Origin of the sequence: Acinetobacter sp. SWAC5 (assembly GCF_003419885.1) — a bacterium.
Lineage (GTDB): Bacteria > Pseudomonadota > Gammaproteobacteria > Pseudomonadales > Moraxellaceae > Acinetobacter > Acinetobacter cumulans.
Genome location: NZ_QUWR01000007.1, coordinates 39,326 through 57,488, shown reverse-complemented (window position 1 = coordinate 57,488; position 18,163 = coordinate 39,326). Strand labels below are relative to the sequence as shown.

At 40.2% G+C, this 18,163-nt stretch carries 29 protein-coding genes and 2 tRNA genes; all 31 read right to left on the bottom strand.

Features of this window, described 5'->3' with window-relative positions; all coding sequences use genetic code 11:
* Positions 1–2: 2 nt before the first annotated feature.
* Complete coding sequence (locus DYI81_RS06800) at positions 3–227, bottom strand: hypothetical protein (protein ID WP_117007085.1); 225 nt, start codon at positions 225–227, stop codon at positions 3–5.
* A 67-nt stretch (positions 228–294) separates the two neighbouring features.
* Entirely contained in the window at positions 295–531 is a 237-nt protein-coding gene (locus DYI81_RS06795) for a DUF2845 domain-containing protein (protein ID WP_240627366.1), read from the bottom strand.
* Between the two features lie 116 nt (positions 532–647).
* Entirely contained in the window at positions 648–1,214 is a 567-nt protein-coding gene (locus DYI81_RS06790; protein WP_117007083.1) for a hypothetical protein, read from the bottom strand.
* On the bottom strand, positions 1,211–1,456 hold the full coding sequence (locus DYI81_RS06785; RefSeq protein WP_117007082.1) for a hypothetical protein: 246 nt from the start codon (positions 1,454–1,456) through the stop codon (positions 1,211–1,213). The genes DYI81_RS06790 and DYI81_RS06785 overlap by 4 nt, the downstream gene beginning before the upstream one ends.
* A 44-nt stretch (positions 1,457–1,500) precedes the next feature.
* Entirely contained in the window at positions 1,501–2,244 is a 744-nt protein-coding gene (locus DYI81_RS06780; RefSeq protein WP_117007081.1) for a hypothetical protein, read from the bottom strand.
* Positions 2,237–2,416 (bottom strand): hypothetical protein, encoded by a 180-nt coding sequence (locus DYI81_RS06775; protein ID WP_117007080.1) that lies wholly within the window; start codon positions 2,414–2,416, stop codon positions 2,237–2,239. Before DYI81_RS06775 ends, DYI81_RS06780 begins: the two co-directional genes overlap by 8 nt.
* Before the next feature lie 8 nt (positions 2,417–2,424).
* Entirely contained in the window at positions 2,425–2,877 is a 453-nt protein-coding gene (locus DYI81_RS06770; RefSeq protein WP_117007079.1) for a hypothetical protein, read from the bottom strand.
* Positions 2,870–3,418 (bottom strand): phage virion morphogenesis protein, encoded by a 549-nt coding sequence (locus DYI81_RS06765; RefSeq protein WP_117007078.1) that lies wholly within the window; start codon positions 3,416–3,418, stop codon positions 2,870–2,872. The genes DYI81_RS06770 and DYI81_RS06765 overlap by 8 nt, the downstream gene beginning before the upstream one ends.
* An 8-nt stretch (positions 3,419–3,426) precedes the next feature.
* Entirely contained in the window at positions 3,427–3,882 is a 456-nt protein-coding gene (locus DYI81_RS06760; RefSeq protein WP_117007077.1) for a DUF1320 domain-containing protein, read from the bottom strand.
* Positions 3,883–3,890: 8 nt separating this feature from the next.
* The gene (locus DYI81_RS06755; protein WP_117007076.1) at positions 3,891–4,307 is read right to left on the bottom strand and encodes a hypothetical protein; all 417 of its coding nucleotides are present in this window, start codon (positions 4,305–4,307) and stop codon (positions 3,891–3,893) included.
* A gap of 10 nt (positions 4,308–4,317) precedes the next feature.
* Positions 4,318–5,394, bottom strand: a complete 1,077-nt coding sequence (locus DYI81_RS06750; protein ID WP_117007075.1) for a major capsid protein — start codon at positions 5,392–5,394, stop codon at positions 4,318–4,320.
* 3 nt (positions 5,395–5,397) lie between these two features.
* Positions 5,398–5,781 carry a hypothetical protein gene (locus tag DYI81_RS06745; RefSeq protein WP_117007074.1) on the bottom strand — a complete coding sequence of 128 codons (384 nt, stop codon included), beginning with the start codon at positions 5,779–5,781 and terminating at the stop codon, positions 5,398–5,400.
* Complete coding sequence (locus tag DYI81_RS06740; RefSeq protein WP_117007073.1) at positions 5,781–6,752, bottom strand: hypothetical protein; 972 nt, start codon at positions 6,750–6,752, stop codon at positions 5,781–5,783. Before DYI81_RS06740 ends, DYI81_RS06745 begins: the two co-directional genes overlap by 1 nt.
* Before the next feature lie 54 nt (positions 6,753–6,806).
* A complete protein-coding gene (locus DYI81_RS06735) occupies positions 6,807–8,009 on the bottom strand; it encodes a phage minor head protein (protein ID WP_117007072.1) in 1,203 nt (400 codons plus the stop codon).
* Between the two features lie 3 nt (positions 8,010–8,012).
* On the bottom strand, positions 8,013–9,467 hold the full coding sequence (locus tag DYI81_RS06730; protein WP_117007071.1) for a DUF935 family protein: 1,455 nt from the start codon (positions 9,465–9,467) through the stop codon (positions 8,013–8,015).
* A gap of 8 nt (positions 9,468–9,475) precedes the next feature.
* Positions 9,476–10,726, bottom strand: a complete 1,251-nt coding sequence (locus tag DYI81_RS06725) for a PBSX family phage terminase large subunit (RefSeq protein WP_117007162.1) — start codon at positions 10,724–10,726, stop codon at positions 9,476–9,478.
* Between the two features lie 11 nt (positions 10,727–10,737).
* A complete protein-coding gene (locus DYI81_RS06720; protein WP_117007070.1) occupies positions 10,738–11,163 on the bottom strand; it encodes a DUF2280 domain-containing protein in 426 nt (141 codons plus the stop codon).
* A gap of 57 nt (positions 11,164–11,220) precedes the next feature.
* Entirely contained in the window at positions 11,221–11,862 is a 642-nt protein-coding gene (locus DYI81_RS06715; RefSeq protein ID WP_117007069.1) for a putative metallopeptidase, read from the bottom strand.
* A gap of 14 nt (positions 11,863–11,876) precedes the next feature.
* Positions 11,877–12,170, bottom strand: coding sequence for a hypothetical protein (locus DYI81_RS06710; RefSeq protein WP_117007068.1), 294 nt, complete (start codon positions 12,168–12,170; stop codon positions 11,877–11,879).
* Positions 12,151–12,567, bottom strand: coding sequence for a hypothetical protein (locus tag DYI81_RS06705; protein WP_117007067.1), 417 nt, complete (start codon positions 12,565–12,567; stop codon positions 12,151–12,153). Before DYI81_RS06705 ends, DYI81_RS06710 begins: the two co-directional genes overlap by 20 nt.
* Before the next feature lie 55 nt (positions 12,568–12,622).
* The gene (locus tag DYI81_RS06700; protein ID WP_117007066.1) at positions 12,623–12,832 is read right to left on the bottom strand and encodes a hypothetical protein; all 210 of its coding nucleotides are present in this window, start codon (positions 12,830–12,832) and stop codon (positions 12,623–12,625) included.
* Positions 12,833–12,835: 3 nt separating this feature from the next.
* The gene (locus DYI81_RS06695) at positions 12,836–13,051 is read right to left on the bottom strand and encodes a cold-shock protein (RefSeq protein ID WP_117007065.1); all 216 of its coding nucleotides are present in this window, start codon (positions 13,049–13,051) and stop codon (positions 12,836–12,838) included.
* 123 nt (positions 13,052–13,174) lie between these two features.
* Positions 13,175–13,396, bottom strand: coding sequence for a transposase (locus tag DYI81_RS06690; RefSeq protein ID WP_117007064.1), 222 nt, complete (start codon positions 13,394–13,396; stop codon positions 13,175–13,177).
* A 481-nt stretch (positions 13,397–13,877) separates the two neighbouring features.
* Positions 13,878–13,954, bottom strand: a tRNA-Met gene (locus DYI81_RS06685).
* Between the two features lie 88 nt (positions 13,955–14,042).
* Positions 14,043–14,336 carry a hypothetical protein gene (locus DYI81_RS06680; protein ID WP_117007063.1) on the bottom strand — a complete coding sequence of 98 codons (294 nt, stop codon included), beginning with the start codon at positions 14,334–14,336 and terminating at the stop codon, positions 14,043–14,045.
* A 286-nt stretch (positions 14,337–14,622) separates the two neighbouring features.
* Positions 14,623–14,862: a hypothetical protein gene (locus DYI81_RS06675; RefSeq protein ID WP_117007062.1), complete on the bottom strand. Its 240-nt coding sequence runs from the start codon at positions 14,860–14,862 to the stop codon at positions 14,623–14,625.
* A gap of 153 nt (positions 14,863–15,015) precedes the next feature.
* Positions 15,016–15,092 (bottom strand) — tRNA-Arg (locus tag DYI81_RS06670).
* 778 nt (positions 15,093–15,870) lie between these two features.
* Positions 15,871–16,809: a hypothetical protein gene (locus tag DYI81_RS06665; RefSeq protein ID WP_117007061.1), complete on the bottom strand. Its 939-nt coding sequence runs from the start codon at positions 16,807–16,809 to the stop codon at positions 15,871–15,873.
* A gap of 111 nt (positions 16,810–16,920) precedes the next feature.
* Positions 16,921–17,463 (bottom strand): hypothetical protein, encoded by a 543-nt coding sequence (locus DYI81_RS06660; RefSeq protein ID WP_117007060.1) that lies wholly within the window; start codon positions 17,461–17,463, stop codon positions 16,921–16,923.
* A gap of 10 nt (positions 17,464–17,473) precedes the next feature.
* The gene (locus tag DYI81_RS06655; RefSeq protein ID WP_117007059.1) at positions 17,474–17,878 is read right to left on the bottom strand and encodes a DUF1064 domain-containing protein; all 405 of its coding nucleotides are present in this window, start codon (positions 17,876–17,878) and stop codon (positions 17,474–17,476) included.
* Entirely contained in the window at positions 17,875–18,162 is a 288-nt protein-coding gene (locus DYI81_RS06650; protein WP_117007058.1) for a hypothetical protein, read from the bottom strand. Before DYI81_RS06650 ends, DYI81_RS06655 begins: the two co-directional genes overlap by 4 nt.
* Position 18,163 lies beyond the last annotated feature (1 nt).

The following is an 18,163-nucleotide window of genomic DNA, read 5'->3' as shown; positions in this document are numbered from 1 at the left end:
GCTTAAGCTTTGATTGCTGATACCAATTCAGGGGATTTCCATGCAAGTATCATTAATATGATGATGAGTGTTACTTTCCAGAAATCATATTTATCCATGATTGCCTCTACAAATTTAATAATCACTGTTATACTTTCAGGCATAGATACTTTTCCTCTTTGCTCGCTCTGTAGATTGGAAAAAATAAAACCCCGATGCTTCCAACGTCGGGGTTTTTCTTTGGGCATAAAAAAACCACCGCGAACGATGGTTATTTAGTTTCTCTGTTAACCGCATTTATTTGCCATCTACCCCTTAGCGACGTTCCCAAGTGATCTTTGAAACACGTCCCTCACGAATCGTGACTGTATAAATCTCATTACCAACGGAATATACATAATCCGTTACAGAAATAGAGGTATTGTTTCGTGTATCAATCGTATATGTATGTTGGTGAATAGGTTTTCCAGCCTTGATAAGCAACGAACCAATTGAATCCCCAACTTGTACAATATCACCACCTACACGAAAGCTTTGCGTTTCCGCAGCCATAGCGGAAATTGATGAAATTATCAGCAAGCCAGCAAGTAGTTTTTTCACTATATTCCCCTGTGTTTTAAGTATTTACTGAATATTACAGTGATCAAATTCACACCACAATGTAAAAATTACTGATCTTTCTCAAGTGATTTAATAAATTCATTAAACTTCTTATTTATTACATTTTGTGCCCTAGTTGCGATCGCTAAATTACGCATCTTCATACGTTCAGCTTTTTGAGTCGCTTTAAGATAATAGCGGAATGAGCCGTAACTCATCTGCATAATACTTTCAGGCTGATGACCATTCGATACCAGCATCTGAAACACATCGAACCAGTTACTCTTTTTGCGAGGATCTAAATCATCACGATGTTTAGGCTTCGGCTCTGAGAAAAAAGCATGATTTACATTAATCACAGCATCCAGCAATTGAGTGATGATTTGCGCATCACTCTTAAATAACTCAATGACCTGCTCAATACTGGATTTCAATGAATGAGCAATCAATTGAGTTGATTCAAACAAATGAGCATCAAAGATCTTTCGTGTGGTTTCATCTGGATGGTCATTCAAAAAGTCTTTAATTACCTGCGCCGCACCTGACCACTCATCAAAGTTATGCATCTGCAGTTGGTGCACCGATAATTCACCTACTTTAATAGGTCGATTTGAGGCAATAAAAAAATCATTCATTGAAATACCTTCGCTAGAGCCACAAATGCATTAATAATATTTGAGAGTTGCCAGATGAAAATACCCATTAAAATGGCACCTGTTACTTTCCAATAACCATGTTTTTCCATTACAACCTCTACTTTGTGTAAAACTACTGCTATAATTTCAACCACAAGTTTCTTTCCCTTGCTTTTATCTGGCGGGTGGAAATAAAAAAGCCCAGCGACTGCAATCGTTGGGCTTTTGCTTTTTATAGGCACAAAAAAAGATGCCTAATGCATCCTATTTAAGTGCCTGTATATGTTTATGCAACTTTTGGAATCTGCGTGTAATAACCATATAGACCAAGTGCACCATCTTTATCTTTTGATAGGTCGCCCAAGGCATCACCGCTGATTTCGTATGAACCAAACTCTTCATGAATTAAGCCAAAGCTTGAATCAGGTGACTTCACAGTACGATGTAGGGCCAGAAACACTTTTTCTTTGCTAATTTTATCGATACCTTCAAAAAACAGCGCGTACTCCTTACCGAAGTCAGATGCAATCGTGGTATGTGTCACTGCACCAGTCTTGTAGCCAATCACAACCTTTGGCAGATCTTCAAGAAATTCGATAGTTCCGTAAACCGTATCTAGCTTGTATTTTGTTGATTCAATAGTAACTGCTGGTGACTCGCCATCTGTAACTGTTGGCGTGGTGAGATTAAATCCATCCAGCTTAATCTTTTGACCTTTCGTAACAGCACCTAAATCCAAATCTGCTACAGTTTTCGTATTCACTGCTACATTTTTACCAGACAGAATATACGCCAAATTTTCGGGATCAAGCTGTTCAAGAGTACCGCTAAATGACACTGCTGTAGTGTTGTATAAAACCAAATCAGTGGTGTCATCGCCAGACATAGATTCTGTATGCTCAATTTTTTCCGCAGTGATTTCTAACGTAAAGTCAGGAATATTTCCCAGTTCACGCATAGCACCAACTACACCTTCAATAATCGGAGCGAGTGAGAACTTGCCACGTAATGAAATATACTTCTTAGCCATTTGCAGGCACCTCTTTAGTTTTTGGCTTAACTTCTGCTTTAGAGTCAGGTTTGATTGTTTCAATCACGCCATCCTCTAAAAGCTGTTTAATTTTTTCTTGGGGTAGATCACCAACAGTTTGACCTTTCACCCATGGGCCAATTGGCTTTAGGGCTTTGTATTTCAATTTCATAAGCTTCCTTAATCAGGTTCTGTTTGAATAAATAACTCAGACTCCAACACCACTGTTGAGTAAACACAGCTTTTAGAGATATCTTCTTCGGTATTTACGTATATCAATGGCTCAGCGCTGGATGAAGGTTCCCATCCACTTAATTTTTTGATGATCTTGATTGTTAAGTCACCAGCCATATCGAATGCTTTCGAACCATCTGTTACCTGTGATGCCGCATGCTTACAGCAAGCCGTTACTTCCCAAATTACTTTCAGTTTGAGCGCATCGCCTTTGCTCACCACTCCTGCACTTTTGGTACGGCGAAAATTGACTTGGATATTCGGAGTGATTTGTGACAACTCAGTTGTCATACCCAAATTCTTAGGTGTATAGATTTTCTTTACACCCCATTCACCCATGAAATGCTCGAGGCGCTCTACTATTTCGTCACGTACCGCATATAGATTTTCGTCACTCATCCAGCACTACATCCTCAATAATGTTTAATAGGTCCTGCTCATCGTCGCGGGTTAAACCTAGCCATGCACGTGCAGGAATTTTTACGGTATAAGCACCGACAGTCACATCTTGAGCAAAGTTAGATCGTGTTTGACGAACAAAGCGATTACCGACAACACCTGTCTTTTGGTTCTGTCGGAAGTAAACCGTGCCTTGACGAGCCTCATGCTTAATCTCACCACCGAAGTGGTGGATCGCGCCATACTCAATGTCTGTACCAACCTCAAAACCATTAGTAATTGTGTTACTGGTAAGAGAGTCCAGAAGTCGAGATGTATCACGGAGTGTTGTCCCGCCTTGGCGCATCACCCTGACGGATAATGGCCACTTCCCGTAAAGGCCCTCTCCGACCTCCCACCGTCTACGGATATTGTCGACAAGTTTTGCACCCATGCGCTCATAAAGCCTCAACTGACGTTTATCAACGTCAGCATACAAACTTAGAGCTTTAGCGACAGCAGACTCACCATCGGCACGGATTTCAATTAATGCGCCTGGCATACATCACCTCACTTAATGCTCGGCATTTTTCCAAGGACATCGTCACCAAAGACACCACCTGTATAAGTCGTGCCTATTGGCGCTGTAGATGGTTTATTTTTGGGTGTGTCATTCACAATCTCGTTTGTTTCCACATTCTGAATTTGCAAATGTGCTTTATTGGTTGCGATCAACTTCAAGAAACTGACAGCCTCTTCATAAAGCTTGGTGATATGTTCAAGTGGAGCTTCTGTGTAAAGACGGTAGCGTGCAATGTCACACGCTATGCGCTTCAAATTCGATGGTACGTTTGCAAGCGGTAAAGAATAACGGCCACCGATGTAGCCGTTAATTTCTTCCTCAGCATCCTGTAATGCGACTTGCACAACATCAACAGGATCTGTCCCGCCTTCACACCCCAACTTAAGATCATCAATCACCTGCGAACCAAACCGTGTTTTTAAATCAACTTCAGTCGCATACATAGATCACCTTACTTATCAGCAGTAGCTTTCTTGGCTTCGGCAGTGGCTTTCCTTAAGGCAGCTTCGGATGTGGCCAGTGATTTTTTCAAGCCGTCAACTTCCGCCTTCAGCTCTGCCACTTCTTTATCAGCCTGCTCTTTGCCAGCAATAAGAATTACCTCATTTGCCTTCAGCTCTACCACTTCTTTATCAGCCTGCTCTTTGCTAGCAATAAGAATTACCTCATTTGCCTTCAGCTCTGCCACTTCGGCGGCAAAGCTAGCTAATTTAGCAGCAGTGTTATCAGCCTTTTGTTCCTGATGCTCTTGATATTCTTCAATAGCCCCAGATGCTAAAAGGGCCTGAAGTTGTTTAGCTTCAAGCCCTGTGATTTCTTGTCCTGGACGGAAATGCCCAAGCGACTGCTTCGCAATGTACTTTGTCATGATATTTTCCTTATACAAACCCACGACCGCCAACCAGGCCATTTTTATTGTTAGGAATAGCCAATGGCGACGATTCAGCTAACATTTGAATACTTGATGGGTTCTTTTCTTGCCATTGGCTCAAATAGAATTCTAAAGCTTGACCAAAAGCCTCTACGTTTTGAATAGCACAGTGCGCGATCCAACCATTGGCATCTGAAATCAGGCCAAAGAAATCTTCAGGAATAAAACGCTCTGGAGTGCCACCACCAATACTGTGCTGAACATCGTATGTCCAGATTTCAATATTATCAATCGTGCCACGGAATTGAGGTTTATCCATTTGATCGAATGTTGGAGTTAAAGGAACACTAATACCCGCATACGGCGCAATAAACTTTTCTTTAAACTCTGGATCTTTAATCAACGTGTTATAGACCTTTGATGTGGTCAGAGCCATATTCGGTGATGTACCTGAATGTTCTACAGATAAATCAATCATGGATTGAATATCTTTGACTGGAGTTGCACCAGCTTGCCCCCATTTGATTAATGGCGCAAACGTACATGCTGGATTACGCTCATAATTCACTTCATACATTGGGAAATCTGCAGAAGCAAACGTTGTTTTGCCATATAGCAACACATCACGGGCAATCAGTAGTTTTCGATTTTCAATAGACTGACGCAGATATAAGGCCTTTTGCGCTTGGTCAATAAGCAAAAGATCTGCATCACTTAAACGGTTTGAACCTGTTGCAATAACACCAAATTTACGTAGTTGAGTAATTAAGGCAGTATTTTGCACATCACTTGGCATGACTGTCATCATAGGCTTAAGGTATGCAGGCTTAACGAATTTCACATTGCCAGATTCACCAACCTTAATTTGGCGACCCGCAGCAGTTGGCGTAACAAACGGCGCCAGTGGTGTTGCAGTGTTCAATTCACCTACTGGCACTTCTTTTTTAGTATAAGAGACACGCTGTGGAAAGAAGCGATCCATCAACCATGTATCCACCTTTTGTGTAGTATCAGTGAGCAATACTAGCTGTGGCACATCCAACAGTTCTACTGGTGCATTTTGAAATGTAAATGACTGACTCATGTATTATTTCCCCACGACTTTACGAAGTTCAATTTTGTTAATTAAGGCCTGGGCGCGTACGGCATCATACTGCGCTTCGGTGAGTGGCATGCCTTTTACAGTCACGACAGCAATATCAAATGCACCTTGCACATAGATCGGCATTTCTAGACCATTGGTTGCATGATAGGTTGCCTGCTCTGCGGTCATATCGGTATTTGCAATTGCATTCCAATCACCTACTGCACCTTCAGTGACAATTGGATGATCAGCTACATTGTTTGTTCCGACCTTAAGTAAATCTCCACGCTTATATGCAGTGGCTGTCTTTACTTTGGCATTCTCTGTACGAACACCATCACCAACTACGAGTTGTGTAGTAGTGATTGTTTGAGTAATTGTGCTCATTACTGTTTTGCTCCTTGTTGCGCCGCAGCAAATTGGCTAAAGGCTTGGTCTAAAGCCGTACCTTGCTGACCGCCATTCACTTGTTGCCCACCATTCGCTTGATGAGTGAATAAATGTGCAAAGGCAGGATTTACATTTGGTGCAGGATGCGTTTGTTGGTGCTGTCCAGCTGGTGGTTGGCTACCCGCTGTAAATTGCGTTAATTGCTGGGACATGAATGCAAATGTGTTGTCATCCATATCGGTATAGGATTTCTTCTCTTCAGCGCTAAATTGCTTATTTAAAGATGTTTCGAGACCTTTAATGTCACTTTCACGCTTATCAGCTTTGAACTTTTTAAGCTCTGATTGTGCGGCATCACGTTCTTGCTCGGCTTTCGCTTGAGCTTCTTTGGCTTGTTCTAATTCGGTCACGTCAGTGTCCTCTTTGGTTGGATTTGGATTGGTTTTGCCCGAAAAGGCTTTAATTGATGTATTACGATCAGCACCAGTGGAACAAATTGTGAATTCACGAATACGATTTTGTCGAAATACCGTGATTGGTCCTTCGAATGATTGGCCATTTACAATGACAGTCTTACCTTGGGAAACTTCTTCAATTGATCCTGGATCGATCATCATGGACATTTGGAAAGGAAAACCATCGTCAGAGTCTTGAACAATTTCAGTCGCCTTTGGGTTGGTAAGGAAATCACCTGAAACGTCAATCTTCCCATTGGTATCTACGGCTTGAACTACACCAATTCGGCTTGAGCTAAAGTGCTCTTCAAGTAAAGCGGCAGGCTGATCAATCTCGATACCATCAAGATCGAAAACCACACCTGAACGCCCCCAGTACCAGTGACCATCTACACGGCCACCAGCATACGCAGTGCCTTTAAATTTCCGCTTTTGCCCTTCTTCGGCTTTTGGCACTTCAATTGCAGGAGCATTGAATAAGTACTTAAGCCGTTCTTCGTTTGGATCTGGCATTTTCATGCTCCATAAAAAAACCGCCCTTTCGGACGGTCTCTAGTTAATTTCAATTTAATTCAGTAACGCCTTTAAGGTGTAAATCATCTGCCCCTCAAACATCTCCATCGAAACCACCTCAAATGACAAACCTATTGGTATTAGGAAGCCCTGGTCCATGTTCAACTTTTCAAAATCAATTCCTAAACCTTTAGCATTTTCAATCTGAATCATTACATTAGACTGCCCAGCCAATAACATCGGTGCATCTAGCGTCACCACCTTCCCAACCTCAAGCGAAGTCGCAAAGGCCAGCGTGGTCGATCCCGAAATCACTTCTGCAGTATTAGCTGATACGGCGTGAATCTTTGCCATATCCTCCTTCACCCAGCGCTTAAGAACATCGTCAGCCAAGCTTATGGCTGGCTGGTTTAAATAGCCTGTCAGTGCCACATCGTTGCCTTGCACATAATCCAACAACGTTTTAATCGCACTCGGCCTAATGGTTGGATCTAACGGGATAACTGTATCGGCAATCGTATTAAATAGATCACGGCTAGAATCACTCATTGGAGCTAAAAGGCTGGTCAGCTTTTTAGATGCAGTCCATTCAGCTTTAATGGCTTCCTTCTGCTCGAGGAGGTATTCCTTATCCAGTACTGACTTAGAAATCTTCTGGTCCACCAATGCCTCAAACTCTCCAAACTGCAATGGATGTGAACTCCAATCCAACGCCTCGGCAACCTCAGGCAACTTATCATCTGGTGTAATGCCGTATTTAAGTGCCTGTGCCTCTGTAAGAGCAATCACAGTGCATCGGCAACGGAATGAAAGCGGTGGATAATGTGTTAGCCAAAATGGGTGATCAATCGGCAATACAATACGATTCAAAGCTAAATGTGCGGGACGTACGCGACTATCATCGATCGCCGAATACATCAGATATTGATGTTTATCTTTATTCCTCTGTTGTTGTTGCCAACGTCCATGGCTATATGCACTTTGTATATTGGTGCGAAATACGTTGTCTAAGTAGTGTTTAGGCAAAATGATTTCAGATTCAGCTACAAGCTCCCGAAAGTCCTTAAAGGTGCCACCGTTGGCCAAGGTTTTATTCAGTGACTTAATCACCGTCTCGACTTGCTCTAGACTCGACAAAAAACTAACCGTAGTCGCCATCTGCCGAGATTTTAAGTCCATCGAGTAAAACTCATCAGGTAGCACGATCTTCTTGTCATGTGCATACTGTAGCGCTTCAAGAAACGTGACTGGTTGCATAACTTACTTCCCATTTTGAGCTGTCACATATCCCAATACATCCGCAGCATATAACGCTTGATCTAGATTGGCTGTAAATTGAGTCTGAGTTGCACCTGGTATTAATTGCATTAAGTTATAAGCTAGGCTTTCAGGGCCATCTGATTTGAATACCAACGCCTTTATTTGACCTGGCTCCAATAGTTGCAATTCACCTTGGCCATCCGTAAGCTCCTCAACCTCTTGCTGTTCTGCAGAAAGCTTTTTGGTGCTAGCAGAAAACGAAAATGCTTTATGGGGTAAGGCGGAAAAAGCCTGCTGAACAGGCTCTGTAGCAGGCTTAAGGTCACCTTCTTGCAAGTTATACTCACGAATGAAGTATGACTCTGAAAGATTCGCACCAGCATTCTTTAAGTGCGTATCCCGCTCAGCCTGCTCCTTATTCAGCGGCTTGGTTTTTTCCCCTAGAAGCACCTTATGTGGCTTCCAGTCATTCAATACACATAGCGCATCTACAACAGCTTGAAGTGTAGGGGTAACTAATCGAATGTCAGATTTGAGTTTATCTAATCGAACATTTTCATGAACCTTACCTAAGCCATAACTACCTTTACCGTCTGTTCCACTGGTAAGCGTCTGCCCCAGTACAACCTTTTGAATCTGCTGTGCTAAGGTCTTATTGAATGTCTCAAATGCACCATTGGCTGAACCAGATCCTTGAGTTGATAGAACCTGAACATCATCCTCAATATCAATCGAAAGTACACTTTGTGCATGAGCACTGAGTAACGCTTGACTCATATCATCGGTTTCAGTGTCTTTGCACTTACCTAGCAAGATAGGTGTACCAAATCGCTCCAAGAATTTAGCCCAGAACTTAAACCCATTCTGTTTGAAGAAGAACAGCCAATAGAGTGTCGCCAGTAATGCTTTGCCATAAGGCTGTTCAAATGTAGCTTTACGGCGAGTAAGGAAGAATTTTAAAAATTGATCAACTTCCCGGTCTGCACCACCTCCATCTTGACGATAGATCAAGCGACCATCATTTTTAGGTTCAAACCATTGCATTGGCTTTTCACCAATCCACTGCAACCCTAGATATCCCTCTTGCTTTACTTCATATACAGCCTCTTGGACTGAATAACCAAAGAACAAAGCATTCAATGCTCCTGCTGCGATCTCAAAGTACCACTCATCAAGCTCAGCCTTTAGATGTACGGCCTCTGGAGTATCACTAGGTTCTATGCGGAATGGCGTAGCTAATAACGCATCGATACGCGTCTCTACTACCTGCGCAATCTCATCATCATCCAGCAATACCCTCAGCTTATGACGTGTAATCCCTGCTTTACGTAACACTTCATCATTGTCGGGCTGTCGGCCGAAATGCACGAAAAAGTTTGAAATCGCTTCTTGAGTATATAAACCACCCTTAGACAAAGCCTTCTTTGACGCTTTGCCCTTTTTAGACTTTGCCATAATTTTTCCTATTGATATGTACGACTTCCAGCTGTAGCTGGTTTTTTACTATTTCGGCCTTTAATCAGTGGTTGTAAGCCATAACGAATACCATCCATGTGATGGTTATTTAGATCAAGAATATCTGGTAGTACATCACCAGCACGATTGACCTTATAAGAGTAAAGTTTGAATTCTCTTGCTGTCTCTGGGCACTCTGGATGAATTACGATTTGCTTAAACTTCTTCATGAATGTCACGCCATCTTCGACAGATCCAGGCCATTTATCTGCAGCTTCAATTTTGAAACCTTGGCGCTTCATATAGCTGATAGTCTCAGGCCTTGAATTATCCGCTCGGATTTTATGAGTTCTAACGCCTGGTACTTCATCAAAGAGCTGTGGCAAGTGGTCTATTTCGCAACCCACTTGATGTGCTTCATCTCGAATATAAAGCACATCATCATGAATAAAAATTCTATTCAAGGTCGTCGGATCTTGAGAGAATCCCCAGTCTGAACCATAAAATACTTCGGTCCAATCATCCTCAGGTTCAAACTCATCAACTACATAACGGCCTGAGAAAATAATCGCCTGACTAAATTCTAAATATGCCCCATGCCACACATGTTCAAACATAGGCCATGCATTTTCATCACCTGCAGTCTGCATGCGAATGGCACGCTTACGATCTTCCTCGTACTCATCCAATAATGTTTGCGGAGCAAATGGGTTATTGTTGATATTAATCTCAATCACAATCGAGTCTTCAGGCGCAAACTCACCACGGAGAAAATCATCGATTGGGTCATCTTTAGATTCGGGGTTCCACGTCGCCCAAATTTGAGATCCTTCCGCACGCATCGTCGGGCGCAACAACCGAAGGGATTTTGCTGAAAGTCGGTTAGCTTCTTCAATCCAAGCGATTTTGAAGCCTTCAAGCGACTTAATAGAGTCTGCAGTGTGATCCTGCATACCTTGAAAGAGGATCACACCTTCACCGCCTTTGCGTTTTATTAAGTCGCGCTGGATATCAAATAAATGCCCTACACCTAATGCTTTTATCTTGTCTTCAATTAACTGCTTGCTGGAATATTTAATCGACTTTTGGATCTCGCGGATGCATACGGCGCGTAGATCCTTATTAATTACACATTCCTCTACCAGTTGCTCACCAACGAAGTGGGATTTACCTGAACCACGTCCACCATGAGCACCTTTATAGCGTGCTGGCTTAAACCAAGGCTTCGACCAACGTGGAGTTTTGATTCTTAGCTCCACGTCTGCCACTCCTAATCAATAAACTCACGGATAATTTTGATTTCTAAATCCGCTCCATCTTTTCCAGTGTGTTCCTGGCGAATTGTTCTGCCATCAGTTTCCTGATGTGCAAGCTTCAACAGTTTCTGCTTTGCAATTTTATTTTTACCAGAATCGTCGTACATTTTTTGGATTTCTTTCAAACGGTAGAACTTGTTCGCAATTGGAATATCGATTAATCCTGCATCGAAATCCTGACGAGTTTTCTCAAACAATTGAACATATTTCTTGCTAAGGTTTTTCCCGCGCTGCTTGGTTGGATCGTACAAAGCAACCTGAGATCGATCGAGAATCAGATCAAACTCTTGCTTCACAAGATCCGCGACTTCTTGAGGGGTGTCACGGCATGCAAGAGACTGAACAATAAACATTTTTACAGGCTCTTTAAGTGTTGCCATAAATTCCTCTTTGTGTCGCTACGTGTCGCTAGATAGGCAAAAAAAGAGCCCCTAGGCTCAATTAATTACACAGGTCCCACAACATGAGGCCATGCTGGTTTCAGACACAAACGGCGCCTGTTTTACAATTTCAACTAGACGCTTAACATTTTCATCTGCGCCCCAGCGTTTGGTCTCACCAAAGAACACCTCAACGTCATGGCCAGCTAAATAATGCTTAGGTAAGCCAGTGTTATCACTGTAGATCGGTTCGCCATCGTCATCACGCTCTACACCAATGTGGTAAAGCTCATGCTCGATTAAACGACAAAAGTCACGATCGGAAGCTTGTTCACAATAAGTCGCATCAATTGTTATGAGGTACACAGGTACGGCGCCAAACCAGTCGCGCATTTGCTGTTCTTGGCGAGCCTTTTTCCATCCACCCTGGTTAAACATCACTTTTTCACATTGGCCCAATACCATGCGCTTTTTAGCCATACAGGCAGATGAGGCCCAAGCGAATGCAAGGAAGGTTTCATCATCGTGTAGTAACTCAGCAATATGGTCGTGGTCTGGATTATGAAGCTCACCGCCTAAAGTCAGCCAGTTTGCCAAAACCCACTCTTTTAGCTCTGGTGCTGGAGTCAAGCGTATAGCTTCCTCTTCATCTGCCTGATCAATCAGATCCTGAGGTGGAAATGGTCTGATCCGTTCCATTTTTAATATGCTCTTTAAACGCGGAAAAATGAGTTTAGATGAGGCGGTATATAGATAAACTGAATAGCCTCTTTAATAAGTCGTGCATTAGCCTTTAGGCTGTAGACATCAATGTCTAAATCTTGACACTCCATCATGGCCAACAGTTCATCTAAAGCTGATTGTTCAAATTCCTCATAACACCCATCGATCACAACATAGGGGACGCCACTTGAATCATTCTTAAAGTCATTTTGAGAAAATCCAAAGCCATGAACCAGAACTACTACCGCTTGTCTGCACAGTTTTTTATATATTCTTAGTTTCATCGTGTAATCCCTCTAACTGCGACTTGATCCAACGAATCACACCACCCGACTCAATTGCATGTGGCTCAAAACGCTGAATCTTGTAACCCATCTCTTCAGCCAGATCATACTTATGGAATGAGTTAGCAATTCTTTTCCCACCACGACCAACAGCCCATGGACTACCTGCTATTTCGATCAAAAGTCTTAGCTTTACGATATGAAAATCAAAACGCCAATTTCTTGTTGATTCAAATTGAAATTTACGCTCATAGCCAATCAAGTGTTCTTCTAATTCTTGGAATAGAGTTTCTTCAGCTTCTAAATATTTTTCTTTGGCTTTAGGTAAAGGTTTTGTGCGTGGCTTCTTTTTAGGTGGTAACTTTTTGGTTAGGGTCTTATATGCATCTAGTTCCATATTTCACCCATTAAAAAACCTCCCGAAGGAGGTTTCTTGAATTACATTATCAAAATTAAGAAAGTTTAAAAATCTTTCCGGTTTTATCGCTATAAAAATGGAAGTCAAAACTAGGCTTAATCACTTCATCATCTATATTTATCGATCTAATGCATTCACCAAAACTATTTAACTCATTCGCTCTTTCGCACATAGCATCAACTGTATATGTAGCACCATATTGATCAATGACATCAACTAGAACTCTTTCTAATGGAGTATTCATAAGTTAATTATCAATCGCGACAATTTCACTTGCTTGCAAGCCACGCTGACTTTCCGACACTGAAAACCGTACTCGCTGACCTTCGATTAGCGTTTTAAAGCCGTTTGACATGATCTGAGAGTAATGAGCAAAAATCTCATTACCATTATCGCCTGAGATAAAGCCAAAGCCTTTTGCATCGTTAAACCACTTAACAGTACCAGTAGTTAGATTAGACATATATTTTTCCTTAGAGATTTTTTGTAATAGAGGAAAATTCGAAATACTCTGAGTTTAATTAGATAAAAAACAAAAAATAAATTAAAAATTTTACCCTACAATTATTTGAATAATTTGGGATAGTTAAGAATACAATTTATAAAGTTTATTCAATTCAGTATAAAAAGACTTGCCGTCTAAATTCAGTTCAATTTTTTTCCCTGACTCTAGCTCAACTTGTTTTGCAACTTCAACCCAAGTATGACCTTTCATCGTACTTTGGACTTTAGTTAAAGGAATAATATTTACTTTAATGACATCGCCATTAGTCGCTAAGGCTGTAGTCCAGCCATTTTTAATGTTCATTTAATGACACATATGATAAGTTTTTGCAAACAAGAAAATATTAAAGATAAAATCAATTATAGGTTAGAAATAATTCACTTAAGAAAGTATTTAAACTTATGATATTTACAGTATTTTGAAAATATAATTTTAGAGAAACCTACTAATAGCAGTAGGCCTCTCTTGATCGGCATGTTGCGAATTCATGCTATGCGTTAACTGTTTGAATTCGACATAAATGCCTGAAATTTTGAAGGGAATACGCAGTTCCTATAACAACTCAAACAATACCGTTACGCTTACGGATTCGATCAAGTTCACTATAACAGATTTAACATCTATAACCTATTTTTATCTAACTTTATTATTTAAATAAGAAAATATTCTGATTAATCAGCACATAGGAGCATCAAAATTAATTTAACACGGCGAAATTAAATCATCATAAAAAAAAACCTAGAAAGCATTAAGCAATCTAGGTTATAAACTTTGAATTTTTTATTGGTAGCGGGAGCTGGATTTGAACCAACGACCTTCGGGTTATGAGCCCGACGAGCTACCAGACTGCTCCATCCCGCATCAATGTGTTAGCTTTATACGCCTTAAACCTACATATAGCAAACCTTATTTTAAAATATAAAATTTAAAGCATAATTTAAGTAAATATTTAATTATGAATATTATTCGGCTCAGTTACAAATTCTGGATGTAAATCTCGATACTTTTGCAACATGCCTTTCTCATTCTCTAAGAACAATTTAGGCTCTTCAGACCATAATGATTTTCTTGTATTTAGGCCAGAGTGATTTAAAGCCCAATCTGAAATATTTCCATATATAAATGTGTTGTCTGCGAAAATAAATTTAGCTTTCCCGCCCCCTGTTGCTAAATAGACCTTATACGTAGGAAGTGAGCCAAATATGCTAAATTGTGTGTATATGTATTTATATGATTCAATCATGAAAACCAATTACCTAAATGCTATCCCCCACTCTAACATTTTAAAAATTAAAAAACCCAATAATTGATGCTCTTCTTAAATCGTCTATAGGCTATATAAATAATATCTCTATTATTAAAAAACCTGCTTATTTCTCTCAAAATAAGCAGGTTTATATTCGCTGATTCTTACATCTTAGTTTTTTTATTTCTTGCTGATCAATATATAGACCAAGTATTTTGGAAATCTTAATAAAATATGATTTTCCACATAATCAGCAACTAACAATTTAAATTTCTATAAGAAACTAATCTTTGGTGCACTTAACTTCAAATTGATATTCATCTTGGGTAACTTTGATTTTTATATTCTTGTATTTTCGTTTGTTAGGATCCATTGCTGAGCCTGCTACAGTCTCAAAGAACTTACGATCATCCATTAACTCTGCGTAAGCTTTATATCCTAATAATATTTTTTCAGGTTTTTTCCCTTCAACCACTATTTTACTAAGAGTATCTTCTAGTTTCTTAACCGTTAAAATAGACATTCCGCTTCAAGCTCAAAATAAAATTTTATTATGACTTTTATTTGAGAATATACAATGTCAAAAAAACCAGTCATTATTCTCAATGTGAGGCAAACTAATCCCAATGCTAAAGAACACAATCTACATTACGATAAAAACGCTAAAACTTTAAAATGGCGCGCCATACAGGACTCGAACCTGTGACCATCCACTTAGAAGGCGGATGCTCTATCCAACTGAGCTAATAGCGCTAGATCACCACAGAAGATCTATGCTGTGGTCCATAGCTACTCCCTACTTTGATTGCCACCTAATAGGCACGGTACTAATCAATTTTCGGTTTCATTATCATTTTTTTGGGTGGGGCATCACTCCCAGTTCTGATTTCACTTTCCTGCATATCCTATTCATGCTCGATGAACTGCATGGGTTGTACCCTCTTTCGCGGGGCCTAGGCGTAGCTTAAAAGCTGGTTAAGCAAATGCTGGCATTTTTTATTCTCCTTTTTCGGTAATTCTGAGAGACAAATCTATTTGTGTATCAAAATCACTAGGCAATAAAAAAGCCCACCATTTGGCGAGCTTTTTTGAATTTGGTGTGGAGAGGGGGTTTTTCACCCCAGAGGGCTATTCAACTCATCCACTCAAACCATTGTTCACACGATCACGCGAGGCTTTTTGCACTCCACAGCACACTCATAACTCTCCACGCTCTCTTCCAATTAAAATTGATCATTGTTCTTCTCCTCTAAACTTTTTAAGGTTGTTTTGAATGGCTATTAACGTGAATAGCCAGCCTGCAAGGAATGCAAAGACGCTGAACAGCGAACAAAAGTCCAAGCTTCCAAGTGTTGGAGTTGGTGTTAAAACCAACTTACCAACTAAGAATCTTGTTTGGTCTCGGATAAACCGTAATACGACCAGTATAGAAAAACTATAGCTTAGATTCCATTTAAATGGAATCCTATTTCAATCAAAAATTCAAGAATGCTTATTAAGTTTGAATTCGAACAATAGGATATTCAAAGTCTCAACTTTGATCGTGCAAATTAATCTCTTGAATATCCTTGATTGCCAAAAGGTATTCATCGCTTTGCTCATACTCTATTAGATTTTCATTTTTAATTTTTAATATTTTGCTCTTCTGTATATCACTCATTCGTTGAAACATACCTGATGAAGAGTCAGATCTTTGTTGCATGAAAAGCTTAAAATGCTCTGGAAGCTTTCTTCCCTTAAAGGATAATAATCCACCATTTTCGTTAAGTGATGAAATTCCCTCTTTTTCCCACAAAGGCAAATAATAATCAGTTATTGGAATAAATGTTACAAATGGACCCAATTTCGCATAAATCTTTGGCTCCCACATATATGGATCTACAAAACTCCCCATATCTATGGTTAATTGTGAGTATGTGTGCATACCTGGACCAATATCTCTAGGGTCTAGCCCAGCCCCTCCAAAACGTAAAAAATAAACATTGAGGCCTGTCCAGCTAGATTGATTGTCTACAAGATATTCCCTCCACTGATTAGCTAAATCCTCCATTCCCAAAATTATTGTATCTAAATTTACTGTCAATCCTTTAGTTTTTTTTGCATCCTCTATACCAAATATTAGAACTCTCCATAATACTGAGACACAGAATCGCAATAGCACTTTGTCGTAGATAAAAGGTTCACTATCTTTTTGTTTGAGCAAAATTGGATTAAATATAGTATCCGCAAATGGAGCCTCTAGCTCCCCACCAAATGTCACATTATCACATTTCTCACACAGCAATTTTTCTGTTATACCCCCCTGAGCTCTTTTGTTTGGCACAATGCTTGTACGTAAATAACGGTTAAAAGAATTTTTCTTCAACCACCGAAATACAAAATCTGGGATGATGTGACTATCAACTAAAGTCGTATCATCTTTTAAACAAAGCTTGCATTGTCCAATTTTAAAGTCATTTTTTTTGGTCATTCTTCAACCTATTGAAATGCGATTACAATGAATCTTTTTCTGCAGGATAATATATCTGTTAAGTGTGACCTTTTGCTATATAAATTATTGAAATCAGGCTTTTAAAATCGGTTAACTCCTGTAAGTATTTTTCTTATATAGCTTAATAGCCTGTGAGGCCTCATTAATTGCTGACTCAATGGCCAAGCTCATTAATTTTTCATAACACTTCCATGTCTTACGATAGCTCTCGGTATCCATCTGCTGCCCATTAATCCCAGCATAATACAAGCGGCCCTGCGCAGTAAAATTATTCTCAAGCTGGGGATCTAAAGAGAAATCTATAACCATACGCGCAATCAAGTAAGCCAAGTGCTTCATAGTGATTTGCTCAGGCTCTCGCTTCTTATCAACCACGGCGTTTTTAAGCATAATATTTACCAGGTGCATACGCACATATTCATAATCACTTTCACACTTACCATCAAAGACAATTAATGAAGTAATCGACTTCGCCAGCTGGGTATCCATTGTAGCAATGGCACCTAAACGATCTTCATAATTCAAAGGCTTCTCCCCAGTGCCACGCACATTTGGTTCAAAATTTGGTGACTTAGCAGAGATGCCATGAGTCAACCATTCAAATTGTTCAAACTTTTCCGACGCTACATTCATCCCTTGTCCCTCAAACTTCTCTAATATCGATATCGTGTACTGTTTTCATTAAGTGCTTTTTATTGCGATAACTTGCTAATTTCCGCGTGACTGCTGACTTCACATCTTCAACAACCTGCACTCCATTTTCGATGTATGTGAAATCTGCAAAATACCTCAATGCAGGCTTGGCTCTCTTTTCACCTGCAATCTTTACCTTAGGTGCTAACTCAAATTTAACCTGGCACTGTAATTCTGAGATTTCACCTCGTTGCATCCTCGCTGTAAGCTCGATATAGCGCTTGTACTCTTTGACGCTATCAAACTTCATTCCATCCTTTTCAATGCGCTGTGCCTTGTATTTAGAAGGCCCTGACTTTGTTTTAGCCTTGGGCGTGTACCGATCGTGATATTCAGCGAGTGAGATACTGGTCAAGACTTCACCCCAAATAACTGTTTTGCTTTTTCAGTCGCGCTATAGGTCCATACCGAAGCTTTTTGCACATATCCCAGTTGAATTAAGTCCGCTAAATACCCACGAATTATTTGAGGGCTTTTATCAATTTCAGCTTCTTGAATTTCAGAGATACTCACGGATCTATTGAGATGCGCGATATAACGTAGAAGCCCAAGCCTTAGTTCAAATTGATCTGCAGATTGAGATTGTTTAGTCTGATTTTTGAGTATGCGATCGTTCACAGTGGGTTTCTCTGTATTCACA